Origin of the sequence: Amycolatopsis sp. NPDC059027 (genome assembly GCF_042739735.1) — a bacterium.
Classification (GTDB): Bacteria; Actinomycetota; Actinomycetes; order Mycobacteriales; family Pseudonocardiaceae; genus Amycolatopsis.
Genome location: NZ_JBHYIK010000098.1, coordinates 1 through 20,981, shown reverse-complemented (window position 1 = coordinate 20,981; position 20,981 = coordinate 1). Strand labels below are relative to the sequence as shown.

34 protein-coding genes are annotated in these 20,981 nt (G+C 68.2%); 27 read left to right on the top strand and 7 right to left on the bottom strand.

Annotation, left to right across the window (positions count from 1 at the left end):
• The first annotated feature begins 134 nt into the window (after positions 1–134).
• Positions 135–623 carry a hypothetical protein gene (locus tag ACFWY9_RS40800; RefSeq protein ID WP_378341402.1) on the top strand — a complete coding sequence of 163 codons (489 nt, stop codon included), beginning with the start codon at positions 135–137 and terminating at the stop codon, positions 621–623.
• 317 nt (positions 624–940) lie between these two features.
• Here the strand turns inward: ACFWY9_RS40800 and ACFWY9_RS40795 are convergent, their stop codons facing one another.
• From ACFWY9_RS40795 to ACFWY9_RS40765, 7 genes are read right to left on the bottom strand one after another with little or no spacing between them, the layout of a single operon-like run.
• On the bottom strand, positions 941–1,450 hold the full coding sequence (locus ACFWY9_RS40795; RefSeq protein ID WP_378341401.1) for a GNAT family N-acetyltransferase: 510 nt from the start codon (positions 1,448–1,450) through the stop codon (positions 941–943).
• Between the two features lie 32 nt (positions 1,451–1,482).
• Positions 1,483–2,103 carry a hypothetical protein gene (locus ACFWY9_RS40790; protein ID WP_378323461.1) on the bottom strand — a complete coding sequence of 207 codons (621 nt, stop codon included), beginning with the start codon at positions 2,101–2,103 and terminating at the stop codon, positions 1,483–1,485.
• 16 nt (positions 2,104–2,119) lie between these two features.
• A complete protein-coding gene (locus ACFWY9_RS40785) occupies positions 2,120–2,779 on the bottom strand; it encodes a hypothetical protein (RefSeq protein WP_378341400.1) in 660 nt (219 codons plus the stop codon).
• Between the two features lie 13 nt (positions 2,780–2,792).
• A complete protein-coding gene (locus ACFWY9_RS40780) occupies positions 2,793–3,506 on the bottom strand; it encodes a hypothetical protein (RefSeq protein ID WP_378341399.1) in 714 nt (237 codons plus the stop codon).
• 2 nt (positions 3,507–3,508) lie between these two features.
• Positions 3,509–4,762 carry a WXG100 family type VII secretion target gene (locus tag ACFWY9_RS40775; protein ID WP_378341398.1) on the bottom strand — a complete coding sequence of 418 codons (1,254 nt, stop codon included), beginning with the start codon at positions 4,760–4,762 and terminating at the stop codon, positions 3,509–3,511.
• 10 nt (positions 4,763–4,772) lie between these two features.
• On the bottom strand, positions 4,773–5,129 hold the full coding sequence (locus ACFWY9_RS40770) for an ESX-1 secretion-associated protein (protein WP_378341397.1): 357 nt from the start codon (positions 5,127–5,129) through the stop codon (positions 4,773–4,775).
• Positions 5,129–5,683, bottom strand: coding sequence for a YbaB/EbfC family nucleoid-associated protein (locus ACFWY9_RS40765; RefSeq protein ID WP_378341396.1), 555 nt, complete (start codon positions 5,681–5,683; stop codon positions 5,129–5,131). The genes ACFWY9_RS40770 and ACFWY9_RS40765 overlap by 1 nt, the downstream gene beginning before the upstream one ends.
• 159 nt (positions 5,684–5,842) lie before the next feature.
• Between ACFWY9_RS40765 and ACFWY9_RS40760 the strand changes: the two genes are divergently transcribed.
• From ACFWY9_RS40760 to rplO, 26 genes are all read left to right on the top strand, one after another.
• Complete coding sequence (locus ACFWY9_RS40760; protein ID WP_378323455.1) at positions 5,843–5,998, top strand: hypothetical protein; 156 nt, start codon at positions 5,843–5,845, stop codon at positions 5,996–5,998.
• 333 nt (positions 5,999–6,331) lie between these two features.
• The gene (rpsL, locus tag ACFWY9_RS40755; RefSeq protein WP_003102113.1) at positions 6,332–6,706 is read left to right on the top strand and encodes a 30S ribosomal protein S12; all 375 of its coding nucleotides are present in this window, start codon (positions 6,332–6,334) and stop codon (positions 6,704–6,706) included.
• Positions 6,706–7,176: a 30S ribosomal protein S7 gene (gene rpsG, locus ACFWY9_RS40750; RefSeq protein WP_003102106.1), complete on the top strand. Its 471-nt coding sequence runs from the start codon at positions 6,706–6,708 to the stop codon at positions 7,174–7,176. The genes rpsL and rpsG overlap by 1 nt, the downstream gene beginning before the upstream one ends.
• A gap of 63 nt (positions 7,177–7,239) precedes the next feature.
• The gene (gene fusA / locus ACFWY9_RS40745) at positions 7,240–9,339 is read left to right on the top strand and encodes an elongation factor G (protein WP_378341395.1); all 2,100 of its coding nucleotides are present in this window, start codon (positions 7,240–7,242) and stop codon (positions 9,337–9,339) included.
• A gap of 126 nt (positions 9,340–9,465) precedes the next feature.
• Positions 9,466–10,659 (top strand): elongation factor Tu, encoded by a 1,194-nt coding sequence (gene tuf, locus ACFWY9_RS40740; protein WP_378323453.1) that lies wholly within the window; start codon positions 9,466–9,468, stop codon positions 10,657–10,659.
• A gap of 413 nt (positions 10,660–11,072) precedes the next feature.
• Entirely contained in the window at positions 11,073–11,378 is a 306-nt protein-coding gene (rpsJ, locus tag ACFWY9_RS40735; protein WP_003102098.1) for a 30S ribosomal protein S10, read from the top strand.
• A 31-nt stretch (positions 11,379–11,409) separates the two neighbouring features.
• Entirely contained in the window at positions 11,410–12,066 is a 657-nt protein-coding gene (rplC, locus tag ACFWY9_RS40730; protein WP_378323452.1) for a 50S ribosomal protein L3, read from the top strand.
• Entirely contained in the window at positions 12,063–12,752 is a 690-nt protein-coding gene (rplD, locus tag ACFWY9_RS40725) for a 50S ribosomal protein L4 (protein WP_378323451.1), read from the top strand. Before rplC ends, rplD begins: the two co-directional genes overlap by 4 nt.
• A complete protein-coding gene (gene rplW / locus ACFWY9_RS40720; protein ID WP_345396642.1) occupies positions 12,749–13,060 on the top strand; it encodes a 50S ribosomal protein L23 in 312 nt (103 codons plus the stop codon). The genes rplD and rplW overlap by 4 nt, the downstream gene beginning before the upstream one ends.
• Before the next feature lie 15 nt (positions 13,061–13,075).
• A complete protein-coding gene (gene rplB, locus ACFWY9_RS40715; protein WP_378323450.1) occupies positions 13,076–13,909 on the top strand; it encodes a 50S ribosomal protein L2 in 834 nt (277 codons plus the stop codon).
• A gap of 18 nt (positions 13,910–13,927) precedes the next feature.
• Entirely contained in the window at positions 13,928–14,209 is a 282-nt protein-coding gene (gene rpsS, locus ACFWY9_RS40710) for a 30S ribosomal protein S19 (RefSeq protein ID WP_378323449.1), read from the top strand.
• Positions 14,210–14,240: 31 nt separating this feature from the next.
• Positions 14,241–14,654, top strand: a complete 414-nt coding sequence (gene rplV, locus ACFWY9_RS40705) for a 50S ribosomal protein L22 (protein WP_378323448.1) — start codon at positions 14,241–14,243, stop codon at positions 14,652–14,654.
• On the top strand, positions 14,654–15,505 hold the full coding sequence (gene rpsC / locus ACFWY9_RS40700; RefSeq protein WP_345396654.1) for a 30S ribosomal protein S3: 852 nt from the start codon (positions 14,654–14,656) through the stop codon (positions 15,503–15,505). Before rplV ends, rpsC begins: the two co-directional genes overlap by 1 nt.
• Positions 15,506–15,508: 3 nt before the next feature.
• On the top strand, positions 15,509–15,928 hold the full coding sequence (gene rplP, locus ACFWY9_RS40695; protein WP_005166782.1) for a 50S ribosomal protein L16: 420 nt from the start codon (positions 15,509–15,511) through the stop codon (positions 15,926–15,928).
• Positions 15,928–16,176, top strand: a complete 249-nt coding sequence (gene rpmC / locus ACFWY9_RS40690; protein WP_345396659.1) for a 50S ribosomal protein L29 — start codon at positions 15,928–15,930, stop codon at positions 16,174–16,176. Before rplP ends, rpmC begins: the two co-directional genes overlap by 1 nt.
• A complete protein-coding gene (gene rpsQ / locus ACFWY9_RS40685; protein WP_378323447.1) occupies positions 16,173–16,451 on the top strand; it encodes a 30S ribosomal protein S17 in 279 nt (92 codons plus the stop codon). Before rpmC ends, rpsQ begins: the two co-directional genes overlap by 4 nt.
• Positions 16,452–16,525: 74 nt before the next feature.
• Positions 16,526–16,894, top strand: coding sequence for a 50S ribosomal protein L14 (gene rplN, locus ACFWY9_RS40680; RefSeq protein ID WP_004558867.1), 369 nt, complete (start codon positions 16,526–16,528; stop codon positions 16,892–16,894).
• Positions 16,895–17,209 carry a 50S ribosomal protein L24 gene (gene rplX / locus ACFWY9_RS40675; RefSeq protein ID WP_378323446.1) on the top strand — a complete coding sequence of 105 codons (315 nt, stop codon included), beginning with the start codon at positions 16,895–16,897 and terminating at the stop codon, positions 17,207–17,209.
• A complete protein-coding gene (rplE, locus tag ACFWY9_RS40670; RefSeq protein ID WP_378323445.1) occupies positions 17,209–17,772 on the top strand; it encodes a 50S ribosomal protein L5 in 564 nt (187 codons plus the stop codon). Before rplX ends, rplE begins: the two co-directional genes overlap by 1 nt.
• Positions 17,773–17,776: 4 nt before the next feature.
• Entirely contained in the window at positions 17,777–17,962 is a 186-nt protein-coding gene (locus tag ACFWY9_RS40665; RefSeq protein ID WP_345396672.1) for a type Z 30S ribosomal protein S14, read from the top strand.
• A 99-nt stretch (positions 17,963–18,061) separates the two neighbouring features.
• Positions 18,062–18,460 (top strand): 30S ribosomal protein S8, encoded by a 399-nt coding sequence (gene rpsH, locus ACFWY9_RS40660; RefSeq protein WP_378323444.1) that lies wholly within the window; start codon positions 18,062–18,064, stop codon positions 18,458–18,460.
• Between the two features lie 17 nt (positions 18,461–18,477).
• Positions 18,478–19,017 carry a 50S ribosomal protein L6 gene (gene rplF, locus ACFWY9_RS40655; RefSeq protein WP_378323443.1) on the top strand — a complete coding sequence of 180 codons (540 nt, stop codon included), beginning with the start codon at positions 18,478–18,480 and terminating at the stop codon, positions 19,015–19,017.
• Positions 19,018–19,019: 2 nt separating this feature from the next.
• Positions 19,020–19,418: a 50S ribosomal protein L18 gene (gene rplR, locus ACFWY9_RS40650; RefSeq protein WP_378341394.1), complete on the top strand. Its 399-nt coding sequence runs from the start codon at positions 19,020–19,022 to the stop codon at positions 19,416–19,418.
• A 43-nt stretch (positions 19,419–19,461) separates the two neighbouring features.
• Positions 19,462–20,106: a 30S ribosomal protein S5 gene (rpsE, locus tag ACFWY9_RS40645; RefSeq protein WP_378323440.1), complete on the top strand. Its 645-nt coding sequence runs from the start codon at positions 19,462–19,464 to the stop codon at positions 20,104–20,106.
• Position 20,107: 1 nt separating this feature from the next.
• Entirely contained in the window at positions 20,108–20,293 is a 186-nt protein-coding gene (rpmD, locus tag ACFWY9_RS40640) for a 50S ribosomal protein L30 (RefSeq protein WP_345396687.1), read from the top strand.
• Positions 20,290–20,736, top strand: coding sequence for a 50S ribosomal protein L15 (gene rplO / locus ACFWY9_RS40635; RefSeq protein ID WP_378323439.1), 447 nt, complete (start codon positions 20,290–20,292; stop codon positions 20,734–20,736). Before rpmD ends, rplO begins: the two co-directional genes overlap by 4 nt.
• The last annotated feature ends 245 nt before the right edge of the window (positions 20,737–20,981 follow it).

Genomic DNA, 20,981 nt, shown 5'->3' with positions numbered 1-20,981 from the left:
GAGCTCGCGCCGGCCGACCCTCCCACACACACCGCCGGGCCCCGGGTGGGCGGGTCCCGTCGGCGCCCCCCGCCGGTCTCCGCGCTGCGCGGCGGGCCCCCCCCCCCACGGCACGAGCCGTCGAGGAGATTCCGATGGTGGACAAGCAAGTGTTCCTGCGCCTCGGCGTCGCCGCGGTCGTCGTCGCGGCCGGTGCGGCCGGGGTGATCCTGCTCGGCGGCGGTGATGAGCCGCCACCGGCGGAGGCCGTCGCCGTGGTCGGCGAACCGTCGCCGTCCGCGCCGGTGTCGTCGAGTGCCCCGACACCCCAGTCGGTCACCCGGACGGTGACTTCGACGCCGGTGCCGGACGACTGGCGCATCACCTACGAGCTGGCGGGCAGCGGGACCGCGACCGTCGTCTACGACGAGAACGGCCTCGGGCTCGTGCACCAGGAACTCGCGGTGCCACTGCCGTGGCGGAAGGAACTGACCTGGAAGCACGCCGGCACGCCGCCGACCGTCCAGCTGATGGGCCAGGCCGAGGGCCCCGTCGAGTGCCGGATCGCCGTCCGCGGCACGGTCGTGACCTCGCAGAACTCCGCCCCCGGTGAGGTCGCCACCTGCGCCGGCCGCCTCGGCTGAGCCCCGCTCCCCCGGTTTTCCCCCCCCAAACTGCCCCACCGCCCCCCCGCCCACCCCCCCCCCGCCCACCCGGCCCCCCGCGCGGTTTTCGGGGCAAAACCGCGCTCGGCGAGGCCCTGGCGCGGCGCGGCGGGAGGCCCGGAGGCGACAGGCAGCGGGCGGCGAGAGCACCCGGCGCCGTGCAGCGGAGGCGCGGACGCGGCAGGCGACGAGAGCTGGCCGCCGGGCGGGAGGGTCGGGCGGCGACCGCGTTTAGCCCGCTAAACGCGGCGTGCGCCGGGCGCAGGTCAGCGGCCGGGCCGACTGCGTTTAGCCCGCTAACTGCGCGTCGGGTCCCTGGTGGGGAGGGGTTTCGCGAACCAGTGCTCGGCGTACTTGTCGGAGTTGAACGGGGCGACTTCGGCGTAGCCGCAGCGGGTGTAGAGCGCGCGGGCCTCGACGAGGTCGTCGCGGGTGTCGAGCCGGATCAGCGTCGCGCCCAAGTCACTGGCGACCTCCTCGGCGGCGCCGACCAGCCGCACGCCGCCGCCCTGCCCCCGGCCGGACGCACGGACGTACACCCGCTTCAACTCGGCGACGGCCGGCTCCACCAGCCGGACGCCGATGCAGCCCAGCACGGCGCCGTCCTCGGCGCGGGCCAGCAGCAGCGCACCGGTCGGCGGCGCGAGGTCGTCGGTGGGGTCTTCGGCCAGCGCGATGTCGACCTCCGCGGTCGTCGCGGGCCGCCCGTAATACCGGGACGCGATGTCGGTCATGTATTCCCGCAGCACCGCGACGGCGTCCGGATGGTCGACGGCCGACGGGGCGATGGTCCAGCGTTCACTCACCCGGCCATCCTGACCCGCCCGTCCAGCGGTTTTCAGCGCCGGTACTGCCACGTGTAGCCCGGCAACGTCCGCACGAAGTCGACGAGGAACCCGGCCAACGAGGGCACGTCGTCCAGCGAAAGCGCTCGCGGCCCCGAAACCAGCGCGACGGAGTTGAGCAGCCCGAACTGCGCCGGCGTCCGCGAATCCGCGAGCAGCCGCTCCAGCACCGGCGGCGTGAGCACGCCCCGCGCGAAGTCCGGATGCTCGCAGTACACCGTGAACCGCGCGTCGAACGCCGGATGCCCGATCGGCACCGTCCCGGCCGACTGGAACGCCGTCGGCTGCCCCTTGATCGACGTCAGCATGCTCTTCAACGTCGTATCGAAGCTCAGCGCGGGCACCGGGGGAGTCCAGACCTGCACCATGTACCCGATCCCGGCGGCATCCTCCGAAGTCCGGTACTCGAACGCCAGTACCGCGTGCTCACCCAGCCGCAACTCGACGGCGTATTCGTACGGCGCGGCCTGGGGCGTCAGATGGGCGAACGTCGTCCGCTGCCGCGCGTTGGGGAAATAGCCGAACGTCGGCGCGCGGCCGTCGCCCGCGACGTACAACGCGGCGTTGTGCTTCGCAACCCACTCCCGCGGTGTGCTCGCCCGCCGACGCGCCATGGACGAATCGTAGGCGTCAGCGCGCGATCCCGTGGGCCACGGCGAGGAGCCGGTCGGTGACCTGGGTGACCGATGCGATCGACATCGGCCCGGTGATCCGGCTCGACGCCACCCCGTCGCCGACGTCGATCCCCGGTGACAGCGGCGGCACGGCGCCCGTGTACCAGTGCAGGAACGCCGGCGTGAGCACGGTGTCGGCGAAGCGTGGATCGGCCGTGTAAACGGCGATCAGCGGCCGCAGCGCGGGATCCGGCACCGGCCACTCGGCCAGCTCGCGGCTCACCGAGGCGGGGATGTACGTGCGGAGCATCATTTGGTGCATCGGCGAATCGGGCCGGTCGACGGGCCCGATCTTGTACAGGCACAGCCTCGGCGTCATCGGCGCGCCGACGCGCACCTTGTGCCACACCGTCGTGTCGCCGCCGACGGTGTCCACGCCCTGGAACGCCACCACCGGCACGCCCTGGCGGCCGAACTCGAGCGCGAACGTGTACCGCTCGTCCGGCCGGACCCCGAAACCGGGACGGGTGCCGCTGCTGGAGTCGTGCCACCGCCCGCCCTGCGACGTCGCGAACGCGCGCAGGTCGTCCCGGCCCTTCTTACGGCTCACGAGGGCCACGACCAGTCCGATGAGGACGATCACGACGATGCCGAGCATGAGCCACAGCGCGATCACGGTTCGTCTCCACTCAGGCGGCCCGCCACAGCCGGGCGGGCAGGTGGTCGGCGAGGCCGAGGAGGAAGTCCGCCTCGGCGATCAGCGTTGGCCTGCTCAGCTGGCCGACGCCCCAGGTGCGCAGCGAGCCGCCTTCGACCGCGAATGACCGCTCACCCAAAGAGCGAAGCAGCCACGCGCGCAGCTCCGCGTCGAGGACTTCGTCCGCTACGGCCACATCACTCGTGTACACGACGTACGCCGCGTCGAAGGCCTTGTCCATGGTCTTGAACCGCGTCGACCGGTCACGGATCTCCGCAGGGAGCACCTTCCCGACGCACAGCAGTGGCGATGGCGGTACCGAGACCTGGACGTAGTGCTGATCCCGGCTCTCGATGTGATCCGACAGCGCGCGGTAGAGCTCGCGGCCATCGGCGCCGATCACCGCGCGGTCGCGATGGCGGAACTCGACCCACGGATGCCCGCTCGACTCGCCGAGCGGCCGCCCGCCCGGATGCCGCACGCCGAACGAGGGCACCGCCGTGTCCCCGCTCTGTCCACTGTGGAAGGTCCCGCCGTGCTCGGCCGCGAAGGCGCGGAACCAGTGCTCCACGGCGGCCTTGCGGGCGCCTCGGTTGCGGTCCAGCATGATCACGGCGAGCACCGCCAGCACCGCGGCGATCGACGCCCCGGCCAGGACGTTGTTCAGCACGGGGCTCTCGAACACCCCGGCGAGGTCGGCCGTCATGGTCAGAAGTCCAGATCCTTCTTGGTCTCTTCGTCCGACTGCTCGGTACCGGTCTCACCGTAGTCACTCGTCTTCTTGGCGTTCTTCACGTGACTGTTCAGCTTGCCGAGGTGGTCGTTGACCGTCTTCGCCGGATTCTCCCCGGGATTCGTCGGGTCGTAGCCGAGCACACCCTTGAACGCGGCTTCGCGGCCCTTCTTCAGCGTTTCCTTCGCACCGTTCTTCAGGAGCGACGGCGTGTAACGGATGGCGCCGTCCTCGTTCAGGACGGGGTTCTCCCACGCCTTCTCGAAACGCTTGCCGAGCATGCCCTTCTCGCCGAAGAGCTTCTCCATGGCGCCCTGGCCCTTGGTCAGCTCCTTGGCTTCCTTGAGCTTGCCCGCGGTCTTGCCCTCCATCAGCGCCTTGCCAAACCGCGTTTCCTTCAGCTTCGCCATGAGCTTCTTGAGCCACTCCAGGACGTCCTGGAGGATCTTGCGCAGCTTGCTCACCTTCTGCGTCGTCTTCGCCGACGTGGTGGCCAGCTTGACCTCCGACGCCGTCCCCGCCGCCGCGGTCGACGCGCCCGCGGTCGGGATCGCGGCGGCGATCGCCGGGACCCAGATCATGACCAGCCAGGTGATCAGCTCGGTCAGGATGGCCTTGATCAGCTCCTCGACGAACGTCATCAACATGCTGCTGAGCTGCAGCATCTGCGCGAGGTCGCCGGATTTGGCCGCCACCCCGTCCACCCCGTGCGCGAACTCGCCGAGCGACGTCTTCGCCGCCGTCGCGGCATCGCCCTGCCACTGCGCGAGCGAGGACTCGGCGACCTCGGCGAAGTTCTTCGCCAGGTCCTGGAGGCCCTTCGCGATCGCGCCGAAGTTCTCCGCGGCGATGCCCAGCGCCGGGCCGTCGCCGCTGACGAAGTGGATCGCGTCCTGGATCGGCTGCACCGCGCTGATCAGGAAGTTGAGCCCCTGGCCGATCAGCCAGCCCAGCGGGTCGGTCGCGATGTCCACGATGGCCTGCGAGCTCGACTGGATGAACCCGGTCGTGTCGGTCGCGATCGTGGTGAGCCCGAGCGTGATGTCCGCGCCGTCGGGGTGCGGAGCGCCGAAGGCCTTGAACACCGCGCCGGCGTCCTTGCCCACCGTGACGGCCTGCCCGAGGAACGGGGTGGCCTTGACCGCGTTGTCGACGTTGATGCCCGCGACCGTGTTCGGATCGTCGGACTTGATCGAGATCTTTCCCGCGACGTCCTCGACTTCTGCCATGACGTCCCTCTCAGTGCTTCTCGCCGCGCGGGCCGTCCAGCAGCGTCTCGATCTGCCCGAACACCGCCTTGTGGTCGTCTTCGGTGCCCTGGTACACGTTCGCCGCGTCGGTGAACTTCGCCTGCGCCGAGGCCAGTCCCTCGCTCATCGAGCGCAGCAGGTCCCGCAGCTCGTGCAGGGTCTCGGTGTAGCCGTGCTTGGTGAACAGCCCGACCACGCCCCACGACTTGTCGCCGACGTCGGCGTTGCCGACCATGTCGGTGATCTTCCCGGTCTGGTCCTTGTAGTTCCCCAGCGAGCCGACGTATTTGTGCAGCGCGTCGACCTGGACCTGGTACCCCGTGCCGGGGGTGGCTCCGTCGGGCATCAGTGGTCCTCCTCGTCGAACAGCTTGCGCAGGAAGGTGTCGCCCTCGGAACCACCACTGGGCGGGGCCGCGGGCGGCGGTTCCTCCGCGCGCCGCACGAACGACTGCTCGGAGAAGTCGTCCGGTGGTGCGGGCGCCGCCGCGGTCTCCGCCGCCATCCGGGACCGCATTTCCTCGACGCTGGTGCCGAACAGTTCGGCCTGGCTCTCGAGCACCTGATCGGTGAGGCCGAGGTCGTCGCCCATGTGTTCTTCGACGATGCTCGCCTGCCGCCGGGCCGACTCGGCCACGGCCTCGCGCAGCGTCGACATCAGCGCGGTGGACAGCGCCTGTGGCGACTGCCGGAGTGCCTCCTCGGTGAACCGGACGTCGAGCACCGCGCCGCCGGGCCCCGCCACCACCGTCACCGCCCGGTCGGGGGAGGTCACGGTGGCTTCCAGCGCGCTCAGCTCGGCCCGCATCCCCTCGATCCCGGCCAGCCGGTCGTCCACGTTCCTGATCTTCGACTGGAACCGTTCGAACTCGGCGACCAGCTGATCGAACTCCGCCGACATGCCTTCCCCTCCCGTGCTGCTCCGCGTGACGTAAGTCATGGTGACCCGTTCGCGGGCTTGGACGTGCCGAATGCGGGAATGGATCCCCCTGCGTCACCCGTTCGGGGAATGGGTAGGTTCCCCGGCGGCAAGGGGAATCGCGAGCAGGAGGACAGCGTTATGGAAACAGCGGGGTGGACCGCCGAGACGGAACCCGCCGAGGAGCGCAGGGGGCGGCACGCGGCGCCGGAGGGCGCGGGCGTGCACCCGCTGGTCGACCTTTCCCGGGATCCGCACCCGGGCAGGCCGGACCACGCGAAGCCGGACGAGGACTGAAGCACGGCGCACGGTGTGGAACAACGCCACACCGAGGTGCACAACGGGTACGATGACGCTTCCTGCCCGTTCAGACCCCCCGCCTCGGCCACCCGAGAAGCGGCCGGGTATCTTTGGAGACCGTGCCCGGCAGGCGTCGGGCCGCTCCGTGTGCCGTTCGGCATGACCGGTGCGCGTGTCGCATCCGGTCGCCCGCTCCGGCAGGACGGGGTCCGACGGAAAATCCCTCCCGGGAAGTTACCGGTCGACAGACCGTGACGCGGGCCGACACGCCCGACCGCGGGGGCCGGTGAAGACACGAAGTAAGCAAGATCGCGACAGAAAGCTGGTCCATTGCCCACGATCCAGCAGCTGGTCCGCAAGGGCCGCCAGGACAAGGCTGCCAAGCAGAAGACCGCGGCCCTCAAGGGGAGCCCGCAGCGGCGTGGCGTGTGCACTCGCGTGTACACCACGACCCCGAAGAAGCCGAACTCGGCGCTGCGCAAGGTCGCGCGTGTGAAGCTGACCAGCGGCATCGAGGTCACCGCCTACATCCCCGGTGAGGGCCACAACCTGCAGGAGCACTCGATGGTGCTCGTGCGCGGTGGTCGTGTGAAGGACCTCCCCGGCGTTCGCTACAAGATCATCCGCGGTTCGCTCGACACCCAGGGTGTGAAGAACCGCAAGCAGGCGCGCAGCCGGTACGGCGCGAAGAAGGAGAAGAGCTAATGCCTCGCAAGGGTCCGGCGCCGAAGCGGCCGCTGATCTCCGACCCCGTCTATGCCTCGCCGCTGGTCACCCAGCTGGTGAACAAGGTGCTGAAGGACGGCAAGCGGTCCCTCGCCGAGCGCATCGTCTACGGCGCGCTGGAAGGCGCCCGCGAGAAGACCGGCACCGACCCGGTCGTCACGCTGAAGCGCGCGCTCGACAACGTGAAGCCCACCATCGAGGTGAAGAGCCGCCGCGTCGGTGGCGCCACCTACCAGGTGCCGATCGAGGTCAAGCCCGGCCGCTCCACCACCCTCGCGCTGCGCTGGCTGGTGTCGTTCTCGCAGGCTCGCCGTGAGAAGACCATGATCGAGCGCCTGCAGAACGAGCTCCTCGACGCCTCCAACGGCCTCGGTGCCAGCGTGAAGCGTCGCGAGGACACGCACAAGATGGCCGAGTCCAACCGGGCCTTCGCGCACTACCGCTGGTGATGACCGCCCGGCAATCGATGGAAGCCTTGCCGGGCCCCACGCTTGAGACAGGGGAACATTCTCGTGGCACGTGAAGTGCTGACCGACCTGAACAAGGTCCGCAACATCGGCATCATGGCCCACATCGACGCCGGTAAGACGACCACCACCGAGCGGATCCTGTTCTACACCGGGATCAACTACAAGATCGGCGAAGTCCACGACGGCGCCGCCACCATGGACTGGATGGAGGAGGAGCAGAAGCGGGGTATCACCATCACCTCGGCTGCCACCACCACCTACTGGGACGACCACCAGATCAACCTGATCGACACCCCCGGGCACGTCGACTTCACCGTCGAGGTGGAGCGCAACCTGCGGGTGCTCGACGGCGCGGTCGCCGTCTTCGACGGCAAGGAAGGTGTCGAACCGCAGTCCGAGCAGGTCTGGCGTCAGGCGGACAAGTACGAGGTTCCGCGCATCTGCTTCGTCAACAAGATGGACAAGCTGGGTGCGGACTTCTACTACACCCTGAAGACCATCGAGGAGCGCCTCGGCGTCCGGCCGCTGGCCATCCAGCTGCCGATCGGCGCGGAGAACGACTTCGAGGGCGTCATCGACCTGGTCCGGATGAAGGCCCTGGTCTGGCGCGGCGAGGTGCAGAAGGGCGAGGACTACGCGGTCGAGGACATCCCGGCCGAGCTCGCCGACAAGGCCGCCGAGTACCGCGAGAAGCTGGTCGAGACCGTCGCCGAGACCGACGACGCGCTGATGGAGAAGTTCCTCGAGGGCGAGGAACTGACCGAGGCCGAGATCAAGTCCGGCATCCGCAAGCTGGTGATCACCCGCGAGGCGTTCCCGGTGCTGGCCGGTTCCGCGTTCAAGAACAAGGGCGTGCAGCCCATGCTCGACGCGGTCATCGACTACCTCCCGTCGCCGCTGGACGTCCCGGCCGTCGAGGGCCTGCTGCCCGACGGCGAGACCGTGGCCACCCGCGAGGCGTCGGTGAACGAGCCGTTCGCGGCGCTGGCGTTCAAGATCGCCGCGCACCCGTTCTTCGGCAAGCTGACCTACATCCGGGTCTACTCCGGCAGGGTCGCCTCCGGTGCCCAGGTCGTCAACGCGACCAAGGAGCGCAAGGAGCGCATCGGGAAGATCTTCCAGATGCACTCCAACAAGGAGAACCCGGTCGACGACGCCCAGGTCGGTCACATCTACGCGGTCATCGGCCTGAAGGACACCACCACCGGTGACACCCTGGCCGACCCGCAGAACCCGATCGTCCTCGAGTCGATGACGTTCCCCGAGCCGGTCATCCGGGTCGCGATCGAGCCGAAGACCAAGGCGGACCAGGAGAAGCTCTCCCTGGCGATCCAGAAGCTGGCCGAAGAGGACCCCACGTTCCAGGTGAAGCTGGACGAGGAGACCGGCCAGACGATCATCGCGGGCATGGGCGAGCTGCACCTCGAGGTGCTGGTCAACCGGATGAAGTCCGACTACAAGGTCGAGGCGAACATCGGTAAGCCGCAGGTGGCCTACCGCGAGACCATCAAGAGGACCGTGGACAAGCTCGACTACGTCCACAAGAAGCAGACCGGTGGTTCCGGCCAGTTCGCGAAGGTGATCGTGAAGCTGGAGCCGCTCGAGCGCACCGACGGTGCACTCTACGAGTTCGACAACAAGGTCACCGGTGGCCGCGTGCCGCGGGAGTACATCCCGTCGGTGGACGCCGGTGCGCAGGACGCCATGCAGTACGGCGTGCTCGCGGGCTACCCGCTCGTCGGGTTGAAGTTCACCTTGCTGGACGGTGCGTACCACGAGGTCGACTCTTCGGAGATGGCGTTCAAGATCGCCGGTTCCATGGCGATGAAGGAAGCCGCGAAGAAGGCCGGCCCGGTGATTCTGGAGCCGATGATGGCGGTCGAGGTCACCACGCCCGAGGACTACATGGGTGACGTCATCGGTGACCTCAACTCCCGCCGTGGTCAGATCCAGGCCATGGAGGAGCGGTCGGGTACCCGTGTCGTGAAGGCACTGGTTCCGCTGTCGGAGATGTTCGGTTACGTCGGCGACCTCCGGTCGCGGACCCAGGGCCGGGCGAACTACTCCATGGTGTTCGACTCCTACGCCGAGGTTCCCGCGAACGTCGCGAAGGAAATCATCGCGAAGGCGACGGGGGAGTAGTCCCTCATCGCCCGCGGGCATAAGGAACACTCCTGAACGTCCGCAGCACCGACGAGAAACAATCACTGGCCGGCAGCCACGCCGGCCGGTGAGCACAAAGCGAAATCAGTCCAGGAGGACATTCCAGTGGCGAAGGCGAAGTTCGAGCGGAGCAAGCCGCACGTCAACATCGGGACCATTGGTCACGTCGACCACGGTAAGACCACTCTGACCGCGGCGATCACCAAGGTTCTGCACGACAAGTACCCCGAGCTGAACGAGTCGCGTGCGTTCGACCAGATCGACAACGCGCCCGAAGAGAAGCAGCGCGGCATCACGATCAACATCTCGCACGTCGAGTACCAGACCGAGAAGCGTCACTACGCGCACGTCGACGCCCCCGGTCACGCGGACTACATCAAGAACATGATCACCGGTGCCGCCCAGATGGACGGCGCGATCCTGGTGGTCGCCGCGACCGACGGCCCGATGCCGCAGACCCGTGAGCACGTGCTGCTCGCCCGCCAGGTCGGCGTGCCCTACATCGTGGTCGCGCTGAACAAGGCCGACATGGTCGACGACGAGGAGATCCTCGAGCTCGTCGAGCTGGAGGTCCGTGAGCTGCTGTCCTCGCAGGAGTTCCCCGGCGACGACGCGCCGGTCGTGCGCGTCTCGGGCCTGAAGGCTCTCGAGGGCGACGAGAAGTGGGCCGAGGCCGTTCTCGAGCTGATGACCGCCGTCGACGACAACGTGCCGGACCCGGTGCGTGAGCTCGACAAGCCGTTCCTGATGCCGATCGAGGACGTCTTCACCATCACCGGCCGCGGCACCGTCGTGACCGGTCGTGTGGAGCGCGGCCAGGTCAACGTCAACGAAGAGGTCGAGATCGTGGGTATCCGCGAGAAGTCGACCAAGACCACCGTCACCGGTGTCGAGATGTTCCGCAAGCTGCTCGACTCGGGCCAGGCGGGCGACAACGTCGGCCTCCTGCTCCGCGGTATCAAGCGCGAGGACGTCGAGCGCGGCCAGGTCGTCGTGAAGCCGGGCACCACCACCCCGCACACCGAGTTCGAGGGCCGGGTCTACATCCTGTCCAAGGACGAGGGCGGCCGGCACACGCCGTTCTTCAACAACTACCGCCCGCAGTTCTACTTCCGTACCACGGACGTGACCGGCGTCGTGACCCTCCCCGAGGGCACCGAGATGGTCATGCCGGGCGACAACACGGACATCTCGGTCCAGCTGATCCAGCCGGTCGCGATGGACGAGGGCCTGCGGTTCGCCATCCGTGAGGGTGGCCGTACCGTCGGCGCCGGCCAGGTCACCAAGATCAACAAGTGATTCGGCCCCCTGACCCGGGCCAATACACCCCCGGGTCAGGGGCGTCAAATCACGTGTGCGACACTATTCAGGTTGCTCGTCCTAGGGCGGCCGAATCCCACTGTTGGTTCGACTGACAGGGGTTCCGGCCGCCCTGGTGCGAGTGGCCACGGTCCGTGGAGCTCTTCCTTCGGGTGAGGGTAGCGGGCAAGGGACGCCGATGGTGTGCGAACGCCCTCGAGCGACCCCCTCACGTTGAGGAAGACCAGGCAAGACGACGATCCCACGGGATCCGTCTGTGCGGCGGGCACGACACGCCCGACCGCGTGGACCGGGGACAGGGCCGTTGAACTGCGAAAACCCGGCTCGGGTGGGAACACCGGGGCCAGGTTTGTGAGATAGCGGCACGAGACGACAAGGAACGAGCAGCCACCATGGCGGGACAGAAGATCCGCATCCGGCTCAAGGCCTACGACCACGAGGCGATCGACACCTCGGCGCGCAAGATCGTGGAGACGGTCACGCGCACCGGCGCCCGTGTTGTCGGGCCGGTGCCGCTGCCCACCGAGAAGAACGTTTACTGCGTCATCCGCTCGCCGCACAAGTACAAGGACTCGCGCGAGCACTTCGAGATGCGCACGCACAAGCGTCTGATCGACATCCTCGACCCGACGCCGAAGACGGTCGACGCGCTCATGCGCATCGACCTGCCGGCGAGCGTCGACGTCAACATCCAGTAAGCGTTGGGCGAGCGGCGGAGATAAGAGACTCATGTCTGACAGGCAAATGAAGGGCATCCTGGGCACCAAGCTCGGCATGACCCAGGTCTTCGACGAGCAGAACCGGGTCGTCCCGGTGACCGTCGTCAAGGCCGGGCCGAACGTGGTGACCCAGGTTCGTACCCAGGACAAGGACGGCTACGCGGCCGTGCAGCTGGCGTTCGGCGCCGTCGACCCGCGCCGGGTCAACAAGCCGCGCACCGGCCACTTCGACAAGGCGGGTGTGACCCCGCGCCGGTTCCTCGCCGAGCTGCGGACCACCGACGCCGACACCTACGAGGTGGGCCAGGAGATCACCGCCGAGGTGTTCGCCGCGGGCACCGAGGTCGACGTGACCGGTACCAGCAAGGGCAAGGGCTACGCCGGTGTCATGAAGCGTCACGGCTTCAAGGGCCAGGGCGCCAGCCACGGTAACCAGGCCAAGCACCGCGCGCCGGGCTCCATCGGCGGCTGCGCCACGCCTGGCCGCGTTTTCAAGGGCCTGCGCATGGCGGGCCGGATGGGCAACGACCGGGTCACCACGCAGAACCTGACCGTGCACGCCGTGCGTGCCGAGGACGGCCTGCTGCTGATCAAGGGCGCGGTGCCCGGTCCCAAGGGCGGCCTGCTGTTCGTGCGCAGCGCCGCGAAGGGTGGTAACCCCGAATGACGAACGTCGAGCTGAAGACCCCGGCCGGTAAAGCCGACGGCACCGTCGAGCTCCCCGCGGAGATCTTCGACGTGCAGGCCAACGTGCCGCTGATGCACCAGGTCGTGGTGGCCCAGCTGGCCGCCGCGCGCCAGGGCACGCACGACACGAAGACCCGTGGTGAGGTCTCCGGTGGCGGCAAGAAGCCGTACCGGCAGAAGGGCACCGGCCGTGCCCGCCAGGGTTCGACCCGCGCGCCGCAGTTCACCGGCGGTGGCGTCGTGCACGGCCCCACGCCGCGCGACTACACCCAGCGCACCCCGAAGAAGATGAAGGCCGCCGCCCTGCGTGGCGCCCTCTCCGACCGGGCGCGCGCCGGCCAGCTGCACGTCATCACCGAGCTGGTCACCGGCGAGAAGCCGTCGACCAAGGCCGCCAAGACCGCCATCGCCGCGGTGACGCAGGCGAAGCGCGTGCTCGTGGTGCTGCACCGGGACGACGAGCTCAGCTGGGTCTCCCTGCGGAACCTGGAGCAGGTCCACCTGATCTGGGCCGACCAGCTCAACACCTACGACGTGCTGGTCAACGACGACGTCGTGTTCACCAAGGCCGCGTACGACGCGTTCGTCGCAGGCCCCGTCCGTGGCAAGGCCGTCAAGGCCTCCGCGCGGTCGGGCGAGGTCACGGAAGGGAGTGACGAGAAGTGAGTTCGGTCGCCATTCCGGACCCCCGCGACATCCTGCTCGCGCCGGTGATCTCCGAGAAGTCCTACGGGCTGCTCGAGGAGCACAAGTACACGTTCATCGTCCGCCCGGATGCCAACAAGACCCAGATCAAGATCGCGGTCGAGAAGGTGTTCGGCGTCAAGGTGGTCAGCGTCAACACGGCCAACCGCCAGGGCAAGCGGAAGCGGACTCGCGCCGGCTTCGGCAAGCGCAAGGACACCAAGCGCGCCATCGTGACTCTTTCGCCCGAGAGCAAGGCGATCGAGATCTTCGGCGGACCCACCGCGTAAAGGACTGAGCTGACAATGGGCATCCGCAAGTACAAGCCGACGACCCCGGGTCGTCGCGGTTCGAGCGTCTCCGACTTCGCCGAGATCACCCGGACGACGCCGGAGAAGTCGCTGCTGCGTCCGCTGAGCAAGAGCGGTGGCCGCAACTCCTCGGGCAAGATCACCACCCGGCACAAGGGCGGCGGGCACAAGCGTGCCTACCGCGTGATCGACTTCCGCAGGCACGACAAGGACGGCGTCCCCGCCAAGGTCGCGCACATCGAGTACGACCCCAACCGGTCCGCTCGCATCGCGCTGCTGCACTACGCCGACGGCGAGAAGCGCTACATCATCGCGCCGGAGAAGCTGAAGCAGGGCGACACCGTCGAGAACGGCCCCCGCGCCGACATCAAGCCGGGCAACAACCTGCCGCTGCGCAACATCCCGGTCGGCACCGTGATCCACGCGATCGAGCTCCGCCCCGGTGGCGGCGCGAAGATGGCGCGGTCCGCCGGTGCGCGCGTGCAGCTCGTCGCCAAGGACGGCCCCTACGCCCAGCTGCGGCTTCCCTCGGGCGAGATCCGCAACGTCGACGTGCGCAACCGCGCGACCGTCGGCGAGGTGGGCAACTCCGAGCACGCCAACATCAACTGGGGCAAGGCGGGCCGCAACCGCTGGCGCGGCAAGCGCCCGACCGTCCGTGGTGTCGTCATGAACCCGGTCGACCACCCGCACGGTGGTGGTGAGGGCAAGACCTCCGGTGGTCGCCACCCGGTCAACCCGAACGGTAAGCCCGAGGGCCGTACGCGCAGGCGCAAGCCGAGCGACGCCCTCATCGTCCGCCGCCGGCGTACCGGCAAGAAGCGCTGAGCAGGGAGGTAGAAGAACATGCCACGCAGCCTTAAGAAAGGCCCCTTCGTGGACGACCACCTGCTCAAGAAGGTGGACGCGCTCAACGAGTCGGGCAAGAAGACCGTGATCAAGACCTGGTCGCGCCGCTCCACGATCATCCCGGATTTCCTGGGACACACGTTCGCGGTGCACGACGGCCGCAAGCACGTCCCGGTGTTCGTCACCGAGGCGATGGTGGGTCACAAGCTGGGCGAGTTCGCCCCGACGCGGACCTTCAAGGGCCACATCAAGGACGACCGCAAGTCGCGCCGCCGCTGAGCGGGCACGAAGACAGATAAGGGAAGTAGCGATGAACGCCCAGAACGACGCGACCGTCGAGGCTGAACTGCCTACGGCGTACGCGCGGGCTCGCTTCGTCCGGGACTCACCGACCAAGGTGCGCCGGGTGATCGAGCTCATCAAGGGTCGTAGCGTCAGCGAGGCCCTGGCCGTGCTCCGGTTCGCGCCGCAGGCGGCCAGCACCCCGCTCGCCAAGGTGATCGCCAGCGCGGCGGCCAACGCCGAGAACAACCTCGACCTCGACCCGGAGACCCTCTGGATCAAGTCCGCGACCGCCGACGAGGGCCCGACCCTCAAGCGCATCCGGCCGCGGGCCCAGGGGCGTGCCTACCGGATCCGTAAGCGGACCAGCCACATCACCGTTGTGGTGGAGTCCCGTCCGGCGGAGAAGGCGAAGAGCAAGAAGAAGGCAGGTGGCCGGTAGTGGGCCAGAAGATCAACCCGCACGGTTTCCGCCTGGGTATCACCACGGACTGGAAGTCGCGCTGGTACGCCGACAAGCAGTACGCCGAGTACGTGGCCGAGGACGTCAAGATCCGCCGGCTGCTCTCGACGGGCATGGAGCGCGCCGGCATCTCCAAGGTCGAGATCGAGCGCACCCGTGACCGTGTCCGCGTCGACATCCACACCGCCCGGCCGGGCATCGTCATCGGCCGCCGCGGCGCGGAGGCCGACCGGATCCGCGGCGCGCTGGAGAAGCTGACCAAGAAGCAGGTCCAGCTGAACATTCTCGAGGTCAAGAACCCCGAGGCCGACGCCCAGCTCGTCGCGCAGGGTGTCGCGGAGCAGCTGTCCAACCGTGTGGCGTTCCGCCGCGCGATGCGGAAGGCGATCCAGACCTCGATGCGCTCGCCGCAGGTCAAGGGCATCCGCGTGCAGTGCGGTGGCCGTCTCGGCGGTGCCGAGATGTCCCGCTCCGAGCACTACCGCGACGGCCGGGTCCCGCTGCACACGCTGCGCGCCGACATCGACTACGGCTTCTTCGAGGCCAAGACGACCTTCGGCCGCATCGGCGTCAAGGTGTGGATCTACAAGGGCGAGCTTGTGGGCGGGCTGAAGGCCAAGGAGGCGCGTGACGCCGCCGCGGCCGCCGAGCGTGCCCCGCGCCGTGACCGCGGTGACCGTCCGTCCCGCCCGCGCCGCTCCGGCGCCTCGGGCACGACGGCCACCTCGACCGAAGCCGGCCGCGCGGCCGCTGCCGCGAAGACCGACGCGGGCACCGCTCCCGCCGCCGAGGCGGCCCCGGCGGAGACCGCAGAAAAGACGGAGGGCTGAGACGTGCTCATCCCGCGCAGGGTCAAGCACCGGAAGCAGCACTCCCCGAAGCGCCACGGCGCCGCGAAGGGCGGCACGAAGGTCAACTTCGGCGAGTACGGCATCCAGGCGCTTGAGCACAGCTACGTGACGAACCGGCAGATCGAGTCCGCTCGTATCGCCATGACCCGTCACATCAAGCGTGGCGGCAAGGTGTGGACGACCATCTACCCGGACCGCCCGCTGACCAAGAAGCCTGCCGAGACCCGGATGGGTTCCGGTAAGGGTTCGCCCGAGTGGTGGATCGCCAACGTGAAGCCCGGCCGTGTCATGTTCGAGATCAGCTTCCCGAACGAGGAGACGGCGCGCGAAGCGCTGCGTCGCGCGATCCACAAGCTGCCCATGAAGTGCCGCATCGTGACCCGTGAAGGTGGTGAGTTCTGATGGCGAAGGCCGGAGCCGCTGAGGCATCAGAGCTTCGTGAGCTCACCGCGGAAGAGCTCGTCCTGCGTCTGAAGGAATACAAGGAGGAGCTGTTCAACCTCCGCTTCCAGATGGCGACCGGGCAGCTCGACAACAACCGCCGGTTGCGTTCGGTCCGGGGTGGCATCGCCCGCATCTACACGGTCATGCGCGAGCGTGAACTCGGCCTGTCCGTTGCCCCTGACGCCGAGAGTGAAGGTGCCGCATGAGCGAGCCCACCACCGAGAAGGCGCCCCGTAACGACCGCAAGGTCCGTGAGGGCTACGTCGTCTCGGACAAGATGAACAAGACGATCGTGGTCGAGCTCGAGGACCGCAAGAAGCACCCCCGTTACTCGAAGGTTCTCCGCAGCACCACCAAGGTGAAGGTGCACGACGAGAACAACGAGGCGGGTGTCGGTGACCGGGTCACCCTGATGGAGACCCGCCCGCTGTCGGCGACGAAGCGCTGGCGCCTGGTGCAGATCGTGGAGAAGGCCAAGTAAGCAGGGCTCTTTCGAGTCCTTAGTTCCGCAAGGCTGGGCAGCCCCCAGAACCAGCGCGACATACAGGAGTTGACGTGATCCAGCAGGAGTCGCGGCTTCGGGTAGCCGATAACACGGGTGCGAAGGAAATCCTCTGCATCCGGGTTCTCGGTGGCTCCGGGCGGCGCTACGCCGGCATCGGCGACATCATCGTCGCCACCGTGAAGGACGCCATCCCGGCCGCCGGGGTGAAGAAGGGCGACGTCGTCAAGGCCGTCATCGTCCGCACGGTCAAGGAGCGTCGTCGTCCGGACGGCTCCTACATCCGGTTCGACGAGAACGCCGCCGTGCTCATCAAGAACGACAACGAGCCCCGGGGCACCCGCATCTTCGGCCCGGTGGGCCGCGAGCTGCGCGACCGAAAGTTCATGAAGATCATTTCGCTCGCGCCGGAGGTGTTGTAAGTGAAGGTGAAGAAGGGCGACACGGTTGTCGTCATCTCCGGCAAGGACAAGGGCGCCAAGGGCAAGGTCATCCAGGCCTACCCGGAGCGTCAGCGGGTGCTGGTCGAGGGCGTGAACCGGATCAAGAAGCACACGCGGATCACCCAGACCCAGCGCGGCGCGCAGTCCGGTGGCATCGTCACCCAGGAGGCGCCCATCCACGTGTCGAACGTGATGGTCGTCGACTCCGACGGCAAGCCGGCCCGGGTGGGTTACCGCATCGGCGAGGACGGCAAGAAGGTCCGGATCTCGCGCCGGAACGGTAAGGACATCTGATGACCACCGCAGAGAAGATCGAGCCGCGTCTGAAGACGCGGTACCGCGACGAGATCAAGGGGCAGCTCCAGCAGGAGTTCTCCATCCCGAACGTGCACCTGGTTCCCGGCGTCGTGAAGGTCGTCGTGAACATGGGTGTCGGCGACGCGGCCCGCGACAGCAAGCTGATCGAGGGTGCCATCCGCGACCTTTCCGCGATCACCGGCCAGAAGCCGGAGGTCCGCAAGGCCCGCAAGTCCATCGCGCAGTTCAAGCTGCGTGAGGGTCAGCCGATCGGCGCGCGCGTCACGCTGCGCGGCGACCGGATGTGGGAGTTCCTCGACCGGCTGCTGAACATCGCGCTGCCGCGTATCCGCGACTTCCGCGGACTTTCGGCCAAGCAGTTCGACGGCAACGGCAACTACACCTTCGGTCTCAACGAGCAGTCGATGTTCCACGAGATCGACCCCGACGCGATCGACCGTCCCCGCGGGATGGACGTCACCGTCGTCACCACCGCCACCACCGACGACGAGGGCCGGGCGCTGCTGCGCAAGCTCGGCTTCCCGTTCAAGGAGAACTGAGCCGATGGCCAAGAAAGCACTGGTCCACAAGGCCGCGAAGAAGCCCAAGTTCGCGGTGCGCGCCTACACCCGCTGCCAGCGGTGCGGTCGGCCGCACTCGGTGTTCCGGAAGTTCGGGCTCTGCCGGATCTGCCTTCGCGAGATGGCACACGCGGGCGAGCTGCCCGGCATCCGCAAGTCCAGCTGGTAAGAGCTCGAAACAAATTCCACTTCGCCACAGGCCCCGCTCCCGGTGTCCATTTCGGACACCGGCGGCGGGGAACCAGGCGAGAAAGGTTGACAGGTCACCATGACGATGACCGACCCCATCGCAGACTTCTTGACTCGTCTGCGTAACGCGAACGCGGCCTACCACGACGAGGTCGTGCTCCCGCACTCGAAGCTGAAGGCGAACATCGCCGAGATCCTCAAGCGTGAGGGTTACATCGCGGGTTACCGCGACGAGCCGGGCGAGAAGCACAAGAACCTCGTCGTCGAGCTCAAGTACGGCCCCAACCGTGAGCGCAGCATCGCCGGTCTCCGGCGCGTGTCCAAGCCGGGTCTGCGGGTCTACGCAAAATCGACCGAACTGCCGTCCGTTCTCGGTGGCCTCGGCGTCGCGATCATCTCGACGTCCGGTGGGCTGCAGACCGACCGGCAGGCCAAGCGCAACAGCGTGGGCGGCGAAGTCCTCGCCTACGTCTGGTAAGGAAGGGGGTACTAGGCATGTCACGTATCGGAAAGCTGCCGGTCGCCGTCCCTTCCGGGGTCGAGGTGACCATCGAGGGTCAGCACATCAAGGTCAAGGGGCCCAAGGGCACCCTGGAGCACACCGTCATCGAGCCGATCACCGTCGAGCGCGGTGAGGACGGCACGCTGCAGGTGAAGCGTCCGAACGACGAGCGCACGAGCCGGGCCCTGCACGGTCTCACCCGCACGCTGGTGAACAACCTCGTGGTGGGCGTGACCCAGGGCTACGAGAAGAAGCTCGAGATCCACGGCGTCGGTTACCGCGTGCAGGCCAAGGGCTCGGACCTCGAGTTCGCCCTCGGCTTCTCGCACCCGGTCAAGATCGAGGCCCCGGAAGGCATCACCTTCAAGGTGGAGAGCCCCACCCGGTTCTCGGTCTCCGGCATCGACAAGCAGAAGGTCGGCCAGACGGCTGCGGTCATCCGCAAGCTGCGGCGCCCGGACCCGTACAAGGGCAAGGGCCTGCGGTACGAGGGTGAGAAGATCCGCCGCAAGGTCGGAAAGACGGGTAAGTGATCATGAGCGACACGACTACGAAGCGCAAGCCGGTGGGCAAGGACATCTCGACCCGCCGCCGCGTTGCGAAGGCCCGCCGTCACTTCCGGCTCCGCAAGAAGGTCTCCGGCACGACCGCGCGTCCGCGCCTGGTCGTCAAGCGATCCTCGCGGCACATCGCGGTCCAGTTGATCGACGACCTCGCCGGCCACACGCTGGCCGCGGCGTCGAGCATCGAGGCCGACGTCCGCGCGGTCGACGGCGACAAGAAGGCCAAAGCCGCCAAGGTCGGCCAGCTGGTCGCCGCGCGTGCCAAGGACGCCGGGATCTCGGCCGTGGTGTTCGACCGTGGCGGCAACGCCTACCACGGCCGCATCGCCGCGCTCGCCGACGCCGCTCGCGAAGCGGGGTTGGAGTTCTGATGGCGGCGCAGGAGTACCTCTTGAAGAATGGAAGGAAAGCCTGATGCCGGGACGTACACGGCAATTCGGCGGCGGCCAGGGCGGACCCGGCGGGCAGGGCGGCAACGACCGCGGTGACCGTCGCGACCGCCGGGACCGGCGCGACAGCGGCCGTGGCGGGGCGGCCCAGGACAAGACCCCGCACCTCGAGAAGGTCGTGACGATCAACCGCGTCGCCAAGGTCGTCAAGGGCGGTCGTCGCTTCAGCTTCACCGCCCTGGTGGTCGTCGGTGACGGCGACGGTCAGGTCGGCGTCGGCTACGGCAAGGCCAAGGAAGTTCCCGCGGCCATCGCCAAGGGCGTCGAAGAGGCGAAGAAGAACTTCTTCAAGGTTCCGCGCGTCGCCGGCACCATCCCGCACCCGGTGCAGGGTGAAGAAGCCGCCGGTGTCGTGCTGCTCCGCCCGGCGTCCGCCGGTACCGGCGTCATCGCCGGTGGCCCGGTGCGCGCGGTGCTGGAGTGCGCGGGTGTCCACGACGTGCTGTCGAAGTCGCTCGGCTCCGACAACGCGATCAACATCGTGCACGCGACCGTGGCGGCCCTCAAGGGCCTGCAGCGTCCCGAAGAGGTGGCGGCCCGCCGTGGCCTGCCGCTCGAGGACGTCGCCCCGGCCCGGATGCTGCGTCAGCGTGCGGGTCAGGGGGTCTGAGATGGCTCAGGTCAAGGTCACCCAGGTCAAGAGCAAGATCGGCACGAAGCACGCTCACCGCGAGTCGCTGCGCACCCTCGGGCTGCGCAAGATCCGCCAGAGCGTCGTGCGTGAAGACACTCCCGAGGTGCGCGGCCTCATCCACACCGTCCGCCACCTGGTGGAGGTCGAGGAGGTCAAGGCATGACGGCCATCAAGATCCACCACCTGCGTCCGGCCCCGGGCGCGAAGACCGACAAGATCCGCGTCGGCCGTGGTGAAGGCTCGAAGGGCAAGACGGCGGGCCGCGGCACCAAGGGCACCAAGGCCCGGAAGAACGTGCCCGCCGGGTTCGAGGGTGGGCAGATGCCCATCCACATGCGGCTGCCGAAGCTGCGTGGCTTCAAGAACCGGTTCCGCACCGAGTACCAGCCGGTGAACGTGGGCGACATCGCCCGCGTCTTCCCGGACGGTGGGTCGGTCGGCACCGACGAACTGGTTGCCAACGGTCTCGTCCGCAAGGGCAAGCTCGTGAAGGTTCTCGGCAACGGCGACGTCAACGGCGTCAAGCTGGACGTCACCGCGGACGCCTTCTCGGCTTCCGCCAAGGAGAAGCTCGCCGCGGCCGGTGGCTCCGCCACCACCGTCTGAGTCCCTTCTCCGCCCGCTCCACCCCAAAGGGCCCGCCCGACCCCCGGTCTGGGGGGCCCTTTGCCGTCCCCACCCACCCACCCCGCCCACCCACTCCGCCCCTTCCCCGCCCCACTCGGGCCCCGACTGCGTTTAGCCCGCTAACTGCGCTCGCCACCCCGCCCCCGAGCCCGGTTATCGGGCGAAAAGCAATGGGCATGCAGCCAAACCCCCATCGTGTTACGCAGCGACGAGGGCATAAGCCG